We start from the raw sequence: 16,712 nt of genomic DNA on the forward strand, positions 1-16,712 counted from the left end.
CGCTCAGACGCGCTCGATGATCGTGGCGGTCGCCATGCCGGCGGCGGCGCACAGCGTGATCAGGGCGGTCGATTGGCCGCGCCGTTCCAGCTCGTCCAGCACGGTGCCCAGGATCATGGCGCCCGTGGCGCCCAGCGGGTGGCCCATGGCGATGGAGCCACCGGCCACGTTCACCCGGTCGTGCGGCAGGTCGAATTCGCGCATGTAGCGCATGACGACCGACGCGAAGGCCTCGTTCACCTCGAACAGGTCGATGTCGCCGATGGACATGCCGGCGCGGGCCAGCACCTTGCGCGTCACCGCCGCCGGGCCGGTCAGCATGATCGCCGGCTCGCTGCCGATGGAGGCGTAGGCGCGCACGCGGGCGCGCGGCTTCAGCCCGGCGCGGTCGCCGTACTCCCGGCTGCCGACCAGAACGGCCACGGCGCCGTCGACGATGCCGCTGGAGTTGCCGCCGGTGTGCACGTGCTCGATCGCCTCGACCTGTGGGTAGCGCTGCAGCATGACCGCGTCGTAGCCGGCCTGCTCGGCCGCCGCGGCGAAGGCCGGCTTCAGCTTGGCGAGGTCGGCCATGGTGGTGCCGGGGCGGACGTGCTCGTCCCGGCTCAGCACCACCTGTCCCACCACGTCGCGCACCGGCACGACGGAGCGGTCGAACCATCCCTGCTCCCACGCGTGCGCGGCGCGGCGCTGGCTTTCGAGCGCGAAGGCGTCGACGTCCTCGCGCGTGTAGCCGTCCATGGTGGCGATCAGGTCGGCGCCGATGCCCTGCGGGATGTACCAGGTGTTCCAGTTGACCTGCGGGTCGCTGTAGCAGGCCCCACCGTCCGACGCGATGGGCACGCGCGACATGGATTCCGTGCCGGACGCCACCACCGCGTCCACCTCGTTGGCACTGACGCGGGCGGCGGCGACGTTCACCGCCTCCAGCCCCGAGGCGCAGAAGCGGTTGAGCTGGTAGCCGGACACCGTTTCGGCATAGCCGGCGTTCAGCGCCGCCACGCGGCCCATGTTGCAGCCCTGCTCGCCGATGGGCATGACCACGCCCATGACGACGTCGTCGATCAGCGCGGTGTCCAGCGCGTTGCGGTCGCGCAGCGCCGCCAGCGTCTGGGTGGCCAGTTGGATCGGCGTGATCTCGTGCAGCGCGCCGTCCGCGCGCCCGCGGCCCCGCGGGGTGCGGACGTGGTCGTAGATGTAGGCTTCAGGCATCGTCTCTCACCCTTATATCGGGCCCATGTGTCGGGAAGCGGCGGGGTTCAGGCCCCCTGCTCGCTGAATTCCTTGCGCAGCTCGCGCTTCAGCACCTTGCCCAGCGCGTTGCGCGGCAGTTCGGCGCGGATGTCCAGGCGCGTCAGGCGCTGGTGCTTGGCCAGCCGCGCGTTGGCCCAGGCCAGCAGCTCGTCGGCGGTGGCCGTGGCGCCGTCGCGCAGGACGGCGACGCCGACCGGCGTCTCCCCCCACTTCTCGTGCGCCACGCCGACCACGGTGATGTCCAGGACGTCGGGGTGCTCGCTGACCACCTTCTCGATGTCGGCGGGGAAGATGTTCAGCCCGCCGGTGATGATCATGTCCTTCTTGCGGTCGAGGATGGTGAGGTAGCCGTCCGCGTCCAGCCGCCCGATGTCGCCGGAGCGCACGAAGGTCCGCCCGCGCTCGTCCCGCCAGATGGCGGCGGCGGTCTCCTCCGGCTTGCCGTGGTACTCGCGCAGCAGCCCCGGCCCGTGGCCGGCGATCTCCCCCGGCTCGCCGGGCGGCAGGCGGCGGCCCTCGCCGTCGACGATGGCGATCTCCTGCCCGATCAGGGGCGAGCCGACGGACAGGAACTTGGCCTCGTGCTCCTCCGGCCGCAGCAGGGTGGAGGTGCCCTCGGTGAAGCCGTACAGCTCGTAGAAGGCGTGGCCGAGGTGGGAGAGCACCTTGGCCTTCAGGTCGGGGCGCAGCGGCGAGCCGGCGGACAGCACGGTGCGCAGGCTGGACAGGTCGTGGTCCTCCAGCCGCGTCTCGGCCAGCGTCATGGTGATCTGGCTGGGCACGATGAAGGTGTGGGTGATGCGCTCCCGCGCCACGGTGTTCAGGAAGTCCTGCGGCGTGAAGCGCGGCATGATGTGCAGCGTGCCGCCGACGAACAGGACCGGCATCACCATCAGCCAGGTGCCGGCGGTGTAGAGCGCCGTGCTGGTCAGCGCGCGGGCGGTGCTGTCGAAACGCATCTCGACGGCGTTCGACACGCAGAAGTACTGGCGCGCCCGGTGCGTGTGCACGACACCCTTGGGCAATCCGGTGGTGCCGGAGCTGTACATGATGCTGAACACGTCGCCCATGGCGAAGCGGACGTCCGGCTCCGCGTCCGACGCACCCTCCAGGAATCCCGTGTAGGAGCGCCATCCGCCGCCCTCGAAACCGACGCCGATGCAGCCGTCCGCGCGCAGGGCCGGCAGGCGGTCGCGGATCGGGTCGATCAGGTGGCGCAGGTCGGCGGAGACGATCAGGAACTCCGCCCCGCCGTCGTTCAGCAGCACTGCCAGCTGGTCGGGGGTGAGCAGGCTGCTGCACGGGATCAGGCAGGCGCCGGCCTTGACCACCCCGAACATCGCCTCGATCGCCTCGACCGAGCTGGACACCAGCACGGCGACCCGGTCGCCCCTGCGCAGGCCCGACGACAGCAGCGCGTTGGCGAGGCGGTTCATGGTGCCGTTGAACTCCGCCCAGGTCACCCGGCGCTCCCCGCACACCACGGCCGGCTTGTTGGGGGTGCGGCGGGCGTGCCCGGCCCAGACGTCCGGCAGGAACAGGTTGATGTCGTCGAACGTCGGCATGGTTCATCCCTCCCCGGGGCTTTCTCGTGGCGGCGCGGGTCCGCTTTTCACGCACAGGCTACCAAACACTTGTTTGGTGTCAACAGAATGTTTATGATGCCATCCAAACAATGGCGGCACGGGGGAGGAACGGTGATGTCACAGGCGGCGGAGGCGCGCGGGCCGTTGCGGGGCCTGCGGGTGGTGGAGTTCAAGGGCATCGGCCCCGGCCCCTTCGCGGCGATGATGCTGTCGGACATGGGGGCCGACGTGGTGCGGGTGGACCGCGCCGGGGCCCGCCCGGACGACCCGCGCGACATCACCGCGCGGGGCCGGCGTACCGTGGCGCTGGACCTCAAGAACGCGGCCGGCGTCGCCGGGGCGCTCGACCTCATCGCCGCCGCCGACGTGCTGATCGAGGGGTTCCGCCCCGGCGTGATGGAGCGCCTCGGCCTCGGCCCCGACGCGGCGCTGGCCCGCAACCCGGCGCTCGTCTACGGCCGGATGACCGGCTGGGGGCAGGAAGGGCCGCTGGCCCACGCCGCCGGGCACGACATCAACTACATCGCCATCACCGGCGCGCTGGCCGCCATCGGCCCGAAGGGGCGGAAGCCGGTGCCGCCGCTGAACCTGGTGGGCGATTACGGTGGCGGGGCGCTGTTCCTGGTGGCCGGCGTACTGGCCGCGGTGATCGAGGCGCGCGGCTCGGGCCGCGGGCAGGTGGTGGACGCCGCCATGTGCGACGGCGCGGCCTCCCTGATGGCGATGTTCCTGACGCTGGCCGCGCAGGGCCGCTGGGTGGAGGAACGCGGCAGCAACCTGCTGGACGGCGGCGCGCCCTTCTACACGACGTACGAATGCGCCGACGGCGGCCACCTCGCCGTCGGCCCGATCGAGCCGCAGTTCTATGCGGAGTTGTGCACGCGCGCCGGCCTCACCGACCCCGCCTTCGCCAAGCGCGACGACCCGGCCGAGTGGCCGGCCCTGACCAAGCGGCTGCAAGCGCTGTTTCGCACGCGTACGCGCGCCGAATGGTGCGCGATCCTGGAAGGGACCGACGCCTGCGTCGCCCCCATCCTGACCATGGGAGAGGCGCCGTCGCACCCCCACCTCGCCGCGCGCGGCACCTTCACGGCGGTCGGCGGCATGGTGCAGCCGGCGCCGGCCCCGCGCTTCTCCCGCACGCCCTCGGCCGTCCAGGGACCGCCGGCCGCCGCGCCGACGCCGGTCGCCGACATCCTGGCGGGCTGGCGCCGCGCGGCGCCGTCCGCGTCCTGAACCCGTTTCAAACCCGGTGAAGGCACCATGCATCTCGTACGCTTTTCCCGCTTCGGCACCCCGGCGGACGTCGCCGAACTGATCGACGCGCCGGAGCCCACCCCGCCCTTGGCGGGGGAGGCGCTGGTCGACGTCGTCGCCGCGCCGATCAACCCGGCCGACCTGCTGCGCCTGGAGGGGCGCTACGGCAACACCACGGCGGCGCTGCCCGCCTTCGGCGGGGGCGAGGGCGTGGGCCGGGTCGCCGCGACCGGTCCGGGCGTGGAGGGGATTCGGGCCGGCGACCTCGTCCTGCTGAACCGCCACTTCGTGAACACCGGCATCTGGCGCGAACGGCTCACCGCCCCGGCCGAGGCGCTGGAGCCCCTGCCGGAGGCGGACCCGCTCCAGCTCGCCATGCTCAGCATCAACCCGGCGACCGCGTGGCTGATGCTGGCGCGCTTCGTCGCCCTGCGGCCCGGCGACTGGGTGATGCAGAACGCCGCCAACTCGGCGACCGGCCACTGGCTGATCAAGCTGGCCGCCACGCTGGGCGTGAACACCATCAACGTGGTTCGGCGCGAGGACGCCGCCGCCGAGCTGCGCGCCTTCGGCGCCAGGCACGTGCTGGTCGACGGCCCGGATCTGGCCGAACGCGTCGGGCGGATCGCCGGCGCCAATCGCCCCTGCCTCGCCGTCGACGCGGTGGGGGGCGAGGCGACGCAGCGGCTGGCCGCTGCCGTGGCGGAGGGCGGCGTGGTGGTGAACTACGGCCTGCTGTCCGGCGAGGCCTGCCGCGTCGCCTCCCACGACACGGTGTTCCGCGACGTGTCGCTGCGCGGCTTCTGGCTGCACGGCTGGCTGACCCGCGCCAGCCGGGAGGAGCGCGGCGACCTCTACCAGACGCTGGCGCGCCTCGTGGCGAACGGCGACCTGTCGGTGCCCGTCGAGGCCACCTACCCGCTCGCCCGCGTCCGGGAGGCGCTGGAACACGCCGCCCGGCCGGGGCGCACCGGCAAGATCCTGCTGACCGGCCGCCTCTTTGAACGGCCGCCGGTGTAGGTGGCCTCATACCTGCCCAAGCCTGTCGAGCCGGCCCGCCGGCGGTCCTAAAAGCCGACGAAGCGCGAGAACTCGCCGACGGGGGCGCGCTCCGTCTCCAGGCGGTTTTCGGGCGCGTCCGGGTCGGCGTGGCCCAGCGCCATGCCGCTGACCAGGATTTCCGTGTCGGGGATGCCCAGGTGGCGGCGCACGATGCGATGGAACTTGGTGAAGGCGGCCTGCGGGCAGGTGTCGAGGCCCAGGCCCCGCGCCACCACCATCACATTCTCCATGAACATGCCGAGGTCGAGCCAGCTGCCCACCTCCATCCGGCGATCCAGGGTGAAGAACAGGCCGACCGGCGCGCCGAAGAACTCGTAGTTGCGGGCGTGCTGGCGCGCCATCGCCACCGTGTCGCCCTTGGCGATGCCCAGCAGGCCGTAGAGATCCCAGCCGACCTTGCGGCGGCGGGCCAGATAAGGTTCGAACCACTGGGTGGGGTAGTAGTCGTACTCCTCCTCCGCGTCCGTACCGGGATCGAAGTGCGCGGCCACCAGTTCGGCCGACAGCGCGTCGCGCGCCGCCCCGGCCACGGCGTAGACCCGCCAGGGCTGGATGTTGGTGCCGCTGGGAGCGCGGCTGGCGAGTTCCAGGATGTATTCGACGGTGTCGCGCGGCACCGGTTCGGCGGTGAAGGCGCGCACGCTGCGGCGCGTGCGCACGGCGTCGACGGCGGACAGCAGCATGATCCTCGCCCTTTCCCGTCGGTCAGTCCGCCGCGGTGGGCAGGCAGGAGGGGTCGACCTGGGCGTGGATGTCCAGGTTCGCCAGCTCATACCCGCGGCGGAAGTCGACGATGTGCTTCTCCATCCAGCTCCTGGCCGTCTTGGGGTCGCGGTTGCGGATGCCTTCCAGGATCTTGTCGTGGGCGAAGAACAGCCGCTCGCCCGCGTTGAGGCGCGACATGACGTTGTAGAAGGCCGGGTAGAACAGGTGGCTCAGCGGTTCGCGCGCCAGCAGCAGCGCGCGGTTGTGGGAGGCCTTGGCGATCAGGTGGTGGAACTCGATGTCCAGGGCCGTCAGGCTCTCGCTGTTGGCCAGCGACCGGCGCGTGCGCTCCAGATTGTCGTCCAGCGCCGCGATCTCCTCCTCCGTGGCGCGCTCGGCGGCCAGTTCGGCGGCGACCGGCTCCAGCGCCATGATGGTCTCCCACAGCTCCTCGAAGGTGACCTCGTGCAGCACCATGGCGCGGCTGACGTGCGCCGCCGTCTCGTGCACGTGCGGCACGCTGGCGAACAGCTTCTTGCCGCCCAGGCGCCGCACCAGCCCGGTCTGCTCCAGGAGGCGGATGCCCTCGCGCACGGTGGAGCGGTTGACGCCCAGCTGCTCGGCCAGCGCGGTCTCGGAGGGCAGCACGTCGCCGGCCTTGATGATGCCCTGCATGATCTGCCGCTCGATGGCGTTGGACACCACCTTGTAGGCCGGGGCCACGGAGATCTTGCCGATCGACAGCTTGGAGGTCGCCTTCATGCTTCCTTACCGAGGTTTGCCCCGAGATTTGGCCCGTGGCCCGCGAACTCGCGTTCCTTCAGGTCGCGCCGGCGGATCTTGCCGCTCACCGTCTTGGGCAGCTCCTCGACGAATTCGATCCGCCGGGGATACTTGTAGGGGGCGGTGATGCCCTTGACGAAGTCCTGCAGTTCCTTGACCAGCTCCGGCGTGCCGCGTGCGCCGGGGCGCAGCACGACATAGGCCTTGACCACCTCGCCGCGCTCCTCGTCGGGGCTGGGGACGACGGCGCATTCCTGGACGGCGGCGTGCTCGATCAGGGCGTTCTCGACCTCCAGCGGACCGATGCGGTACCCGGCGGAATTGATAACGTCATCGTTCCGCCCGAGGAAGTGGAAATAGCCGTCCTCGTCCACCAGCGCCATGTCGCCGGTCAGGAACCATTCGCCCTCATCTCCCCGGATGCGCGCCTGCGCCGTGCGCTCCCTATCCTCCCAGTAGCCCAGCATGACCTGCGGGTTGGGCAGCCGCATGGCGAGCTGCCCCGCCGTGCGCGGCGGCTGGCGGCGGCCCTCCTCGTCCAGCACGGCCATCTCGGTGCCGGGCGACGGCAGGCCCATGGAGCCGGGCCTGGGCGGCCGGTCCGCCATGGTGAGGATGGTCATCAGCGTCTCGGTCTGCCCGTACGCCTCGCGCAGCGGGATGCCGGTCAGCGCCTGCCAGCGCTCCACCACCGCCGGGTTGACCGTCTCGCCGGCCGACACCGCGTGACGCAACGAGGAGAGATCGAATGCCGAAATGTCCTCCTGCACCAGCCGGCGGAACTCCGTCGCCGCCCCGCAGAAGACGTTGACGCGGTGCCGCTCGATCATCTCGAAGCGGCGGCGCGGCTCGAACGGGCCGTCGTGGAAGACGACCGCCGCACCCCGGCTCCACGGCCCGAACAGGATGCTGGTGCCGGCCTTGCTCCACCCGGTGTCGGCGGTGCACCACATGACGTCGCCGTCGTTCAGCCCCAGCCAGTGTTCCGCCGACACCCGCCACGCGTACAGGCCGCGCGCGGCGTGCGTCACCCCCTTGGGATGCCCCGTCGAACCCGACGTGTAGTAGATGATCGCCGGGTCGTCCGGCAGCATCCGCGCCGCCTCGAACGTATCGGACGCGTCCTCCATGGCCGCCGCGTAGTCGGTCCAGCCCGGCGCGCCACCCACCGCCACGCGCACCTCCAGCGGCGCGCCGATGGCGGCGAACTTGCCGGCGTTGGCGGCGGTGGTGACCACCGCGCGCGCGCCCGAGTGGGCGGCGCGGTAGGCGACGTCGCGTTCGGTCAGCATGTCGATGCAGGGGATCGGCACGGCGCCCAGCTTCAGGCAGCCGACCAGCGCCACCTGCCACTGCGCCACGCGCGGCAGCATGACGACGACGCGGTCGCCTTTGCGGATGCCCCGCCCGGCGAGCAGGTTGGCGAAGCGGTTCGTGAGGCGCGCCATGTCGGCGTAGGTGTAGCGCTCCTCCCGCCCCTCGGCGTTCGACCACAGCAGCGCCACGCGCGCCGGGTCTTCCGCGAAGCGGTCGACCACGTCGGCGCCGAAGTTGAAGGTGGCGGGCAGGTTCCATTCGAACCGGGTCATGACGTCTCCTCCCCTCGTGCTCTATTCTTCTTCAAATGGCGCGCTTGGCGCGCAGGTCCGCGATGTCGCCGTCGGCGTAGCCGAGCGCGCGCAGCACCTCCTCGTTGTGCTGACCCAGCAGCGGCGGCGGCGCGCGCAGGCGGCCCGGCGTGTCGGAGAACTTGATCGGGAAGCCCAGCTGCGGGATGCGGCCCTCCACCGGGTGGTCCATCGCAAGCAGCATCTCCCGATGCTTCAGCTGCGGGTCCTCGAACGCTTCCCGCATGCTGTTGACCGGCGCCACCGGCAGGTCGGCGGGGCCGAGCAGCGCCATCCACTCCGCACAGGTGCGCGTCGCCATCAGCTCGGCGACGCGGCGCATCTGCGCCTCGGCCTCCGCGCCCTCCGGCCACTGCACGTCCTTCAGGTCGGACAGGCCCACGAGGTCGCAGAAGCGGTGCCAGAACACCTCCTCGATCAGGCCCAGCGTGATGTGCCGGCCATCGGCGCAGCGGAACACGTTGTAGCAGGGCGCCTGGCCCAGGAAGCGGCGCTCGCCCCCCTTGGGCTCGATCCCGGCGAACAGATAATCGGCGGCGTGGTAGGGCAGCCAGGCGACGAGGCCGTCCGTCATCGACACGTCGACGAACTGCCCCTTGCCGGTGTGGGCGCGGCCCAGCACCGCCGCCAGGATGCCGAACGCCGCCATCAGCGAGCCGCCGCCCTGGTCGGCGATGGACAGCCCCGGAACGATCGGCCCCTCCCCCGCCTTGCCGAACAGCTGCAAGGCCCCCGCCAGCGCCATGTAGTTCAGATCATGCCCCGGTGTCTTCGCATACGGCCCGTCCTGGCCGAAGCCGGAGATGGCGCAGTAGATCAGGCGCGGGTTCTCCTTAGCCAGCGCCTCGTACCCCACGCCCAGCCGGTCCATGACGCCGGGGCGGAAGCCCTCCACCAGGATGTCGGCGCGGGCCGCCAGACGGCGCAGGATCGCCTTGCCCTCCTCGGTCTTCAGATTGACGGTGATGCTCTTCTTGTTGCGGTTCAGCAGCAGGAAGGAGCCGGATTCCCGCACGTTGATCGGCGGGAATTCGCGGTTGTAGTCGCCGCGCCCCGGCTCCTCCACCTTGATCACCTCGGCCCCCAGGTCGGCCAGCATCTGCGTGCAGAAGGCGCCCGGCAGCAGGCGGGTGAGGTCGAGGACGGTCAGGCCCGCCAAAGCGTCTTTAAAGACTGTCATTGCGCGGTCCACCCCCCGTCCACGACGATGCTCTGCCCGGTCACGTAGGACGACGCGGGGGAGGCCAGGAACACCGCCGCCCCCACCAGCTCCTCCGCCTTGCCGAAGCGGCCCATGGGCGTCTGGCCCAGCAGCCTTTCGGACAGTGCTGCGTGGTCGCGCATGCCGGCGGTCAGGTCCGTCTCGAAATAGCCGGGTGCGATGCAGTTCACCCGCACCCCCCTGGGCGCCCAGTCGAGGGCGAGCGACTTGGTCATCAGCTCCACGCCCCCCTTGGCGGCGCAGTAGGGCAGCGTCCGGCGCAATCCCACGTGCCCGGCGACCGAGCTGACGGAGATCACGCTGCCCCGCCCGCGCTCCACCATCGCCGCGCCGAAGTGGCGGCAGCACAGGTAGACGCCGGTCAGGTTGACGTCGATGATGTTCTGCCAGTCGGCGGCGTCCGTGCGCTCCGGCGCCTTGTAGATCGGGTTGATGCCGGCGTTGTTGACCAGCGCGTCGACCCGCCCGTGCCGCTCCAGCACGGCGGCGAGCAGGGCCGTCACGTCCTCCTCCCGCGACACGTCGGCGGTCTTCCACCAGACCTTGGCGCCTTCTGCCGTCAGTTCGTCGGCGGTGGCGGCCAGCGTGCCGGCGGTGCGGCCGCACAGCACCACCTCGGCCCCGTGCGCCGCCAGCCCGGCGGCCATGGCGCGGCCCAGGCCGCGGCCGGCGCCGGTGACGACGGCGACCGTGCCGGTCAGGTCGAACAGGCTTTTCAGGTCGTGCAGGCTCATCGCGCACCCTCCCGCGCCAGCTTGCGGGCGATGCTCCAGCGGTGCACCTCCGACGGGCCGTCGTAGATGCGGAACGGCCGCACCTCGCGGAAGATGCGCTCCACCACCGCGTCGCCGGTGGTGCCCAGCCCGCCCATCACCTGCATGCTGCGGTCCACCACCCGCCAGATCGCTTCGGAACAGATGACCTTGGCCACGCTGGACTCGTGCCGCCCCTTCTGCCCCTGGTCCAGCACCCAGGCCGCGTGCGCGGTGACGAGGCGGCAGGTGTGGATGTCCAGTTCGTTGTCCGCCAGCTGGAACCCCACGCCCTCATGGTCGATCAGCGGCTTGCCGAAGGCGTGGCGGCGCCGCGCGTAGTCGGTGGCGACGTCGTGCGCGCGCCGCGCCGCCCCCAGCCAGCGCATGCAGTGCGTCAGCCGCGCCGGGGCGAGGCGGACCTGGGCATAGCGGAACCCCTCCCCCTCCCGGCCCAGCACGTCCTCCTCCGGCACGAACAGGTCCTGGAAGGCGACGACGCAGTGGCCGCCGGGAAAGCTCTGGTCGATGGTGTCCAGCGTGCGCTCGATCACGATGCCCGGCCGGTCCATGTCGGCCAGGAACATGGTGGCGCGCGGCTGCCCCTCGGGCGACTCCTCGTCGCGCGCCATGATGATGGTGAAGGCGGCGCCGTCCGCCCCGGTGATCAGCCATTTGGTGCCGTTGATCACGTAGCCGCCCGCCGCCTTGCGGTAGCGGGTCGCCAGCAGCGCCGGGTCGGCCCCGGCCCCCGGATGCGGCTCCGTCATGGCGAAGCAGGAGCGCACCTCGGCGGACGCCAGCGGCGCCAGCCAGCGGCGCTTCTGCCGCTCGTCGGCGACCTGCTCCAGCAGGTGCATGTTGCCCTCGTCCGGCGCGGCGATGTTCAGCGCCAGCGGCCCCAGCAGGCCGTAGCCCGCCGCCTCGAACACGGCTGCCTTGGCCCCGTGGCTCAGCCCCAGCCCGCCCCATTCGCGCGGCATGTGCGGCGACAGCAGCCCCGCCCCGCGCGCCAGCGCGTTCAGCTCGCGCCGCAATTCGTCGGTCGGCCCGTGCGGCGTCTGGCGCGGGTCCCTTTCCAGCGGGATGAGGGCGTCGCGGACGAAGGCCTCCGTGCGGGCCTTCAGCTCGGCGACCTCCGGTGGAAGCGAGAAGTCCATGGTGCGTTTCCTTCCCTGCATGCTCTTACGGCCGCTGTTCAGAAGCAGCGGTTTTGGCTGACCTCGTGGGTGAAGTCGAAGATGCCACGCGCCAGATCGCCGAAGCCGGCGTAGCGCGGGTCGGTCGTGGCACCGCTGACGTGGCGGGCGTGCAGCTGCTGGAAGACGACGCCCAGCTTGAACAGCGCCAGCACCCGGTGGAAGCGGAAGCCCGACAGGTCGCGCCCCGTGCGCGCGGCGTAGCGTTCCGCCGCTTCGCGCCGGGTGGGGAAGCCGTGCGCGGCGGTGGGCATTTGCGCCAGCCGGTGCATGGCCGGCGGGTCGCCGGCCTCCGTCCAGTAGCTGAGCAGCGTGGCGAGGTCGAACAGCGGGTCGCCGCGCGTACCCTGGTCCCAGTCGACGATGGCGACGGGGGTCAGCCGCTCCGGCTCCAGGATCATGTTGTCGAGCTTGAAGTCGTTGTGCAGCAGCGTCGGCGCCCCGCCCGGCGTGGCGTTCCGGCGCAGCCACGCCGCCAGTTCCGCCACCAGCGGGTCCAGGCCGCCCGGCCCCGCGCACAGCTCCGCCCGCTGTGACCAGCCGGCGACCGCGCGCTCCAGGAAGCCGTCGGGCCGGCCCAGGGTGTCGAGGTCGACCGCCGCCGGGTCGATGGCGTGGATGTCGGCCAGCACGTCGACCATCAGCGGCCCCAGCCGCGCGCCGGCCGCCGGCTCCGCCGCCAGCCGCGCCGGGTTGGCGCCGGGCAGCGTGATGCCCGGCCGGTATTCCAGGATGACGAAGGGATGGCCGGCCACGTCCGCGTCCTCGCACAGGTGCAGGCTGCGCGGCGCCAGAGGCAGGGCGCGCCACAGCCGGCTGAGGATGCGGTGCTCCCGCTTCATGTCGTTGGCACCCGGCGGCAGCGGCCCCGGCGGCGGCGTGCGCAGCACGGCGTGCGCGCCGTCCACCGTCACCAGGAAGTTCAGGTTGGCGAGCCCGCCGCGGAACTGCCGCGGCGCCTCGGCAAGGTCGAGGCGCAGGCCGCTCCGCCCCAGGTGCGCGGCGATGGCCGGCCAGTCCAGCGGGACGGTCTCCTCCGGGGCGCGGAACAGGGCGGGATCGAGGGGCATGGGTCCGTCCGGGCGAATTATTGTCCGACAATCGGAGTGTAAGCACCGGATTCTGGAACTGTCAAGACGGGCATCGTAGGTTGGATTGAGCCACAGGCGAAGCCCAACAGAGTCCTGGTCCCGAACACGTTGGGCTTCGCTGGCGCTCAACCCAACCCACAAACCTCCCACACAAACCCCCTTGACTCCGGTCCGGCACTGGTGTGACAGTCGAACTGTCGGACAATAATGGCGCAGCGAACCGCCGCCGACCGTTCCCGCAGGGAGAAGGGACACCGCATGCACGGACACATCATCGGCTGGGCGCACACCCGCTTCGGCAAGCTGGATGTCGAAACGCTGGAATCGCTGGTGGTGCGCGTCGCCGCCGACGCCATCGCCGACGCCGGGCTGGCGCCCGCCGACATCGACGAGATCGTCGTCGGCCACTTCAACCAGGGCCTCGACCCGCAGGGCTTCCCCGCCTCGCTGGCGCTGCAGGCCGGTGACGCGCTGCGCTTCAAGCCGGCGACACGGGTGGAGAACGCCTGCGCCACCGGCTCCGCCGCCATCCGGCAGGCGTCCATGGCCATCGGCGCCGGCCGCGCCCGCACCGTGCTGGTCGTCGGCGTGGAGAAGATGACCGCCGCCCCGGCCTCCCTGGTGCAGCAGGCCCTGGTCTCCGCCAGCTACGTCGCCGAGGAGGCGGAGGAAGGCGGCTCCTTCGCTGGGATCTTCGGGCGCATCGCGCAGCTCTACTTCCAGCGTTACGGCGACCAGTCGGACGCGCTGGCCCGCATCGCCGCCAAGAACCACCGCAACGGTACCGCCAACCCGCTGGCCCACATGCAGAAGGACCTGGGGCTGGAGTTCTGCGCCACGGTGTCCGACAGGAACCCCATCGTCGCCGGCCCGCTGCGCCGCACCGACTGCTCCATGGTGTCGGACGGGGCGGCGGCGCTGGTGCTGGCGCACGGCGACGTGGCGGTCGGCGCGGCCAAGTCGGTGGGGCTGCGCGCCCAGGCGCAGGTGAACGACTTCCTGCCCATGGGCCGGCGCGACATGACCCGGTTCGAGGGCTGCACGGTCGCCTGGAACGCGGCGCTGGCCCAGGCCGGCCTGACGCTGGCCGACCTCGACTTCGTCGAGACGCACGACTGCTTCACCATCGCCGAGCTGATCGAGTACGAGGCCATGGGCCTGACCCCACCCGGCGAGGGCCATCGCGCCATCGCGGAGGGCTGGACGGAGGTCGGCGGGCGGCTGCCCGTCAACCCGTCGGGCGGGCTGAAGGCCAAGGGCCACCCCATCGGCGCCACCGGCGTGTCCATGCACGTGATGGCCGCCATGCAGCTGATGGGCACGCCCGCCGGCGTGCCGGTGCCCGGCGCGACCAAGGCCGGCGTCTTCAACATGGGCGGTGCCGCGGTCGCCAACTACGTCAGCATCCTGGAGCGGGTGCGGTGATGGACGCGGTCGCGGGCGGCTCCCTGGCGCTGCTGCGCCAGCCGGTGGTGCACTACGGCGCGCGGCTGGCCGACGCCCTGCCCCGCATCGTGGCGGAGCGCGGGTGCGCGCGGGTGCTGCCCGTCGTCACCGGGTCGCTGCGCCGCCACCCGGTGGTGGAGCAGGCCATCGCGGCGCTGGGGAATACGGCGCTGCCGGTCTTCGGCGACCTCAAGCCGCACACGCCCTTCACGGTGGTGCTGGATCTCGCCGCGGAGATCGACCGGGCGCAGCCCGACCTGATCGTCGCGGTCGGCGGCGGCAGCGCGCTGGACGCCGCCAAGGTGGGGGCGCTTGCCGCCAACGCCGGGGCCGCCGACCATGACGCGCTGCTGGCGCTGCGCTCCGTCCCCGGCGCCCAGGGGGAGATGCGGCCCTCCCCGGTGGGGCGCGTCGTGCCCATCGTCGCCGTGCCCACCACCCTGTCGGCGGCGGAGTTCGGCATGATCGGCGGCGCCACCGACACCACGACCGGCATCAAGCACATCTACAAGTCCGACAATCTTGCGCCCGACGTGGTGGTGTTCGACCCCTGGCTCACCGCCGCGACGCCGGCCGGCCTGTGGCTGTCCACCGGCGTGCGCTCGCTGGACCACGGCATCGAGACGGTGCTGTCGCGCGACGCCAACCCCTTCACCGACGCGCTCGCCCTGCGTGGCCTGACGCTGCTGGGCGAGGGGCTGCGGCAGTCCCACACGCGGCCGGACGACGTCGAAGCGCGGCACCGGTGCCAGCTTGGCGTCTGGCTCGCCGCCTGCGGCATCGGGCGCGTCCGCTACGGCGCCAGCCACGGGCTGGGGCACCAGCTGGGCGCCCTCGCCGGGGTGCCGCACGGCCTGACGTCGTGCGTGCTGCTGCCCGCCGTGCTGGCCTACACGGAGCCGGTCTCGGCCGGGCGGCAGGCGTGGATCGCCGAGGCGCTGGGCGGCCCCGGCCGGCCGGCGGCCGAGGTGGTGCGCGGCCTGATCGCCGCACTCGGCCTGCCGACCCGCCTGTCGGATCTGGGCGTGGCGGCCGAAACCCTGCCGCGCGTGGCCGAAAGTGCGCTCGGCAACGCCTTCGTCAAGGCGAACCTGCGCCCGGTCACCACCGTGGACGACGCGATGGCGATCCTGCGCGCGGCTTTCTGAAACCAAAAAACCTGGCCAATAAGACATGGGAGGAAACGACATGAAGACGGCACTGACCGCGGCCCTGCTGGCCGGCATCGCCACTATCTCCATGGCCGGCCCGGCGGCGGCGCAGATCTCCGACAACGTGGTCAAGATCGGCGTGCTGAACGACCGCTCCGGCCCCTACGCCGACCTGGGCGGCGAGGGCTCGGCCATCGCCGCGCGCATGGCGGTGGAGGAGTTCGGCGGCAGCGTCCTGGGCAAGCCCGTGGCCATCGTCACCGCCGATCACCAGAACAAGCCGGACATCGGCTCCACCCTCGCCCGGCGCTGGATCGACGAGGAACAGGTGGACGCCATCGCCGACGTGCCGCACTCGGCCACGGCGCTGGGCGTGCTGACGGTGACGCGCGAGAAGAACCGCATGCTGCTGCTCTCCGGCCCGGCGCTGACCGAGTTCACCGGCAAGCAGTGCGCGCCGACCACCATCCACTGGACCTACGACAGCTACTCCATGGCCAACGGCACGGTGCGGGCATTGGTCAAGCAGGGCGGCGACACCTGGTTCTTCCTGACCGGCGACAACGCCGGGAGCCATTCGCAGGAACGCGACGGCATCACCTTCGTCGAGAAGGCCGGCGGCAAGGTAGCGGGCACCGTCCGGCACCCGCTGAACACGCTGGACTTCTCCTCCTACCTTCTGCAGGCGCAATCCTCCAACGCCAAGGTGATCGGCCTTGCCAACGCGGGCGGCGACACGGTCAACTCCATCAAGCAGGCGGCTGAGTTCGGCATCACCCAGGGCGGGCAGCGCCTCGCCAGCCTGCTGATGTTCATCAGCGACGTGCACGCCATCGGCCTGAAGGACGCACAGGGGCTGGTGGTGACCGAGCCGTTCTACTGGAACATGAACGACAAGACCCGCGAGTGGTCGCGCCGCTTCATGGCGAAGCACGGCGGCCGCGCGCCGACGGCGGCGCAGGCCGGCGTCTACGGCGCCGTGCTGCACTACCTGAAGGCGATCGACAAGGCCGGCACCGACGACTCGCTCGCCGTGGCGAAGGCCATGAAGGAGCTGCCGGTGAACGACATGTTCAGCACCAACTTCAAGATCCGCCCGGACGGCCGCGTGGTGCGCGACATGTACCTGCTGGAGGTCAAGAGCCCGGCCGAGTCCAAGGAGCCGTGGGACTACTACAAGGTCGTCGCCACCATCCCCGGCGACGAGGCCTACCGCCCGATGGCCGAAGGCGGCTGCCCGCTGGTGAAGTGAGGAAGACGCGGGGCCGCACGGGCTGCCGGATAGGGCTCCGGGCGGATGTGAAGCGTGCCCGGCGTTGGGTTTTCGCTTGAGGGGCCTGGGGTTGCCGTATAGCCCCTCTCCCCTTGCGGGAGAGGGGTTGGGGAGAGGGGGAAGTTACCGGCGGAAGCCGGGACATAAGTCACTTCCGCCCTGCCGGCCGTAATCCCCCTCTCCCCAACCCCTCCCCCGCCAAGGAGGGCTATCGCATGTAAGCAAAGAGTTCGAAGAAGAATTCTTCGCTTATCATGGCCCTGAACATTTTCAGGCTCATTGACCGGTCCAACGGGTGCGCCC

Annotated in this window: 14 protein-coding genes; 5 read left to right on the forward strand and 9 right to left on the reverse strand. The window is 71.4% G+C overall.

Translation table 11 applies throughout. From position 1 onward, the window contains the following. Positions 1-3: 3 nt before the first annotated feature. Together VED21_RS27000 and VED21_RS27005 are read right to left on the reverse strand one after the other, a co-directional pair. Positions 4-1,212 (reverse strand): acetyl-CoA C-acetyltransferase, encoded by a 1,209-nt coding sequence (locus VED21_RS27000; protein WP_324887907.1) that lies wholly within the window; start codon positions 1,210-1,212, stop codon positions 4-6. Positions 1,213-1,259: 47 nt separating this feature from the next. Then, positions 1,260-2,819, reverse strand: a complete 1,560-nt coding sequence (locus VED21_RS27005) for a class I adenylate-forming enzyme family protein (RefSeq protein WP_324887909.1) — start codon at positions 2,817-2,819, stop codon at positions 1,260-1,262. 135 nt (positions 2,820-2,954) lie between these two features. Between VED21_RS27005 and VED21_RS27010 the strand changes: the two genes are divergently transcribed. After that, complete coding sequence (locus tag VED21_RS27010; protein WP_324887911.1) at positions 2,955-4,076, forward strand: CaiB/BaiF CoA-transferase family protein; 1,122 nt, start codon at positions 2,955-2,957, stop codon at positions 4,074-4,076. Positions 4,077-4,103: 27 nt separating this feature from the next. After that, entirely contained in the window at positions 4,104-5,117 is a 1,014-nt protein-coding gene (locus VED21_RS27015; RefSeq protein ID WP_324887913.1) for a zinc-dependent alcohol dehydrogenase family protein, read from the forward strand. 47 nt (positions 5,118-5,164) lie between these two features. Here VED21_RS27015 and VED21_RS27020 read toward each other — a convergent pair whose 3' ends face one another. From VED21_RS27020 to VED21_RS27050, 7 genes are read right to left on the reverse strand one after another with little or no spacing between them, the layout of a single operon-like run. Then, on the reverse strand, positions 5,165-5,842 hold the full coding sequence (locus VED21_RS27020) for a nitroreductase (protein ID WP_324887915.1): 678 nt from the start codon (positions 5,840-5,842) through the stop codon (positions 5,165-5,167). Positions 5,843-5,864: 22 nt separating this feature from the next. Then, positions 5,865-6,626 (reverse strand): FadR/GntR family transcriptional regulator, encoded by a 762-nt coding sequence (locus VED21_RS27025; protein WP_324887917.1) that lies wholly within the window; start codon positions 6,624-6,626, stop codon positions 5,865-5,867. Then, positions 6,623-8,236 carry an acyl-CoA synthetase gene (locus VED21_RS27030; RefSeq protein ID WP_324887919.1) on the reverse strand — a complete coding sequence of 538 codons (1,614 nt, stop codon included), beginning with the start codon at positions 8,234-8,236 and terminating at the stop codon, positions 6,623-6,625. The genes VED21_RS27025 and VED21_RS27030 overlap by 4 nt, the downstream gene beginning before the upstream one ends. Before the next feature lie 31 nt (positions 8,237-8,267). Further along, positions 8,268-9,455, reverse strand: a complete 1,188-nt coding sequence (locus tag VED21_RS27035) for a CaiB/BaiF CoA-transferase family protein (RefSeq protein WP_324887921.1) — start codon at positions 9,453-9,455, stop codon at positions 8,268-8,270. Then, positions 9,452-10,231 carry an SDR family NAD(P)-dependent oxidoreductase gene (locus tag VED21_RS27040; protein ID WP_324887923.1) on the reverse strand — a complete coding sequence of 260 codons (780 nt, stop codon included), beginning with the start codon at positions 10,229-10,231 and terminating at the stop codon, positions 9,452-9,454. Before VED21_RS27040 ends, VED21_RS27035 begins: the two co-directional genes overlap by 4 nt. Then, the gene (locus tag VED21_RS27045) at positions 10,228-11,409 is read right to left on the reverse strand and encodes an acyl-CoA dehydrogenase family protein (protein ID WP_324887925.1); all 1,182 of its coding nucleotides are present in this window, start codon (positions 11,407-11,409) and stop codon (positions 10,228-10,230) included. The genes VED21_RS27040 and VED21_RS27045 overlap by 4 nt, the downstream gene beginning before the upstream one ends. 38 nt (positions 11,410-11,447) lie before the next feature. Next, positions 11,448-12,518 carry a phosphotransferase family protein gene (locus VED21_RS27050; RefSeq protein ID WP_324887927.1) on the reverse strand — a complete coding sequence of 357 codons (1,071 nt, stop codon included), beginning with the start codon at positions 12,516-12,518 and terminating at the stop codon, positions 11,448-11,450. 279 nt (positions 12,519-12,797) lie between these two features. Between VED21_RS27050 and VED21_RS27055 the strand changes: the two genes are divergently transcribed. The 3 genes from VED21_RS27055 to VED21_RS27065 are packed head-to-tail and all read left to right on the forward strand — an operon-like array spanning position 12,798 to position 16,388. Beyond that, complete coding sequence (locus VED21_RS27055; RefSeq protein WP_324887929.1) at positions 12,798-13,964, forward strand: acetyl-CoA acetyltransferase; 1,167 nt, start codon at positions 12,798-12,800, stop codon at positions 13,962-13,964. Then, positions 13,964-15,133 (forward strand): iron-containing alcohol dehydrogenase, encoded by a 1,170-nt coding sequence (locus VED21_RS27060; RefSeq protein ID WP_324887931.1) that lies wholly within the window; start codon positions 13,964-13,966, stop codon positions 15,131-15,133. The genes VED21_RS27055 and VED21_RS27060 overlap by 1 nt, the downstream gene beginning before the upstream one ends. 40 nt (positions 15,134-15,173) lie before the next feature. After that, positions 15,174-16,388 carry an ABC transporter substrate-binding protein gene (locus tag VED21_RS27065; RefSeq protein WP_324887933.1) on the forward strand — a complete coding sequence of 405 codons (1,215 nt, stop codon included), beginning with the start codon at positions 15,174-15,176 and terminating at the stop codon, positions 16,386-16,388. Positions 16,389-16,712: the final 324 nt, after the last annotated feature.

Source organism: Azospirillum sp., assembly GCF_035627195.1.
Lineage (GTDB): Bacteria > Pseudomonadota > Alphaproteobacteria > Azospirillales > Azospirillaceae > Azospirillum.

What these genes read in the sequence shown, in the direction of transcription:
- VED21_RS27000 (WP_324887907.1), bottom strand. Translation starts at nt 1,212, where the DNA reads ATGCCTGAAGCCTACATCTACGACCACGTCCGCACCCCGCGGGGCCGC.
- VED21_RS27005 (WP_324887909.1), bottom strand. Translation starts at nt 2,819, where the DNA reads ATGCCGACGTTCGACGACATCAACCTGTTCCTGCCGGACGTCTGGGCC.
- VED21_RS27010 (WP_324887911.1), top strand. Translation starts at nt 2,955, where the DNA reads ATGTCACAGGCGGCGGAGGCGCGCGGGCCGTTGCGGGGCCTGCGGGTG.
- VED21_RS27015 (WP_324887913.1), top strand. Translation starts at nt 4,104, where the DNA reads ATGCATCTCGTACGCTTTTCCCGCTTCGGCACCCCGGCGGACGTCGCC.
- VED21_RS27020 (WP_324887915.1), bottom strand. Translation starts at nt 5,842, where the DNA reads ATGCTGCTGTCCGCCGTCGACGCCGTGCGCACGCGCCGCAGCGTGCGC.
- VED21_RS27025 (WP_324887917.1), bottom strand. Translation starts at nt 6,626, where the DNA reads ATGAAGGCGACCTCCAAGCTGTCGATCGGCAAGATCTCCGTGGCCCCG.
- VED21_RS27030 (WP_324887919.1), bottom strand. Translation starts at nt 8,236, where the DNA reads ATGACCCGGTTCGAATGGAACCTGCCCGCCACCTTCAACTTCGGCGCC.
- VED21_RS27035 (WP_324887921.1), bottom strand. Translation starts at nt 9,455, where the DNA reads ATGACAGTCTTTAAAGACGCTTTGGCGGGCCTGACCGTCCTCGACCTC.
- VED21_RS27040 (WP_324887923.1), bottom strand. Translation starts at nt 10,231, where the DNA reads ATGAGCCTGCACGACCTGAAAAGCCTGTTCGACCTGACCGGCACGGTC.
- VED21_RS27045 (WP_324887925.1), bottom strand. Translation starts at nt 11,409, where the DNA reads ATGGACTTCTCGCTTCCACCGGAGGTCGCCGAGCTGAAGGCCCGCACG.
- VED21_RS27050 (WP_324887927.1), bottom strand. Translation starts at nt 12,518, where the DNA reads ATGCCCCTCGATCCCGCCCTGTTCCGCGCCCCGGAGGAGACCGTCCCG.
- VED21_RS27055 (WP_324887929.1), top strand. Translation starts at nt 12,798, where the DNA reads ATGCACGGACACATCATCGGCTGGGCGCACACCCGCTTCGGCAAGCTG.
- VED21_RS27060 (WP_324887931.1), top strand. Translation starts at nt 13,964, where the DNA reads ATGGACGCGGTCGCGGGCGGCTCCCTGGCGCTGCTGCGCCAGCCGGTG.
- VED21_RS27065 (WP_324887933.1), top strand. Translation starts at nt 15,174, where the DNA reads ATGAAGACGGCACTGACCGCGGCCCTGCTGGCCGGCATCGCCACTATC.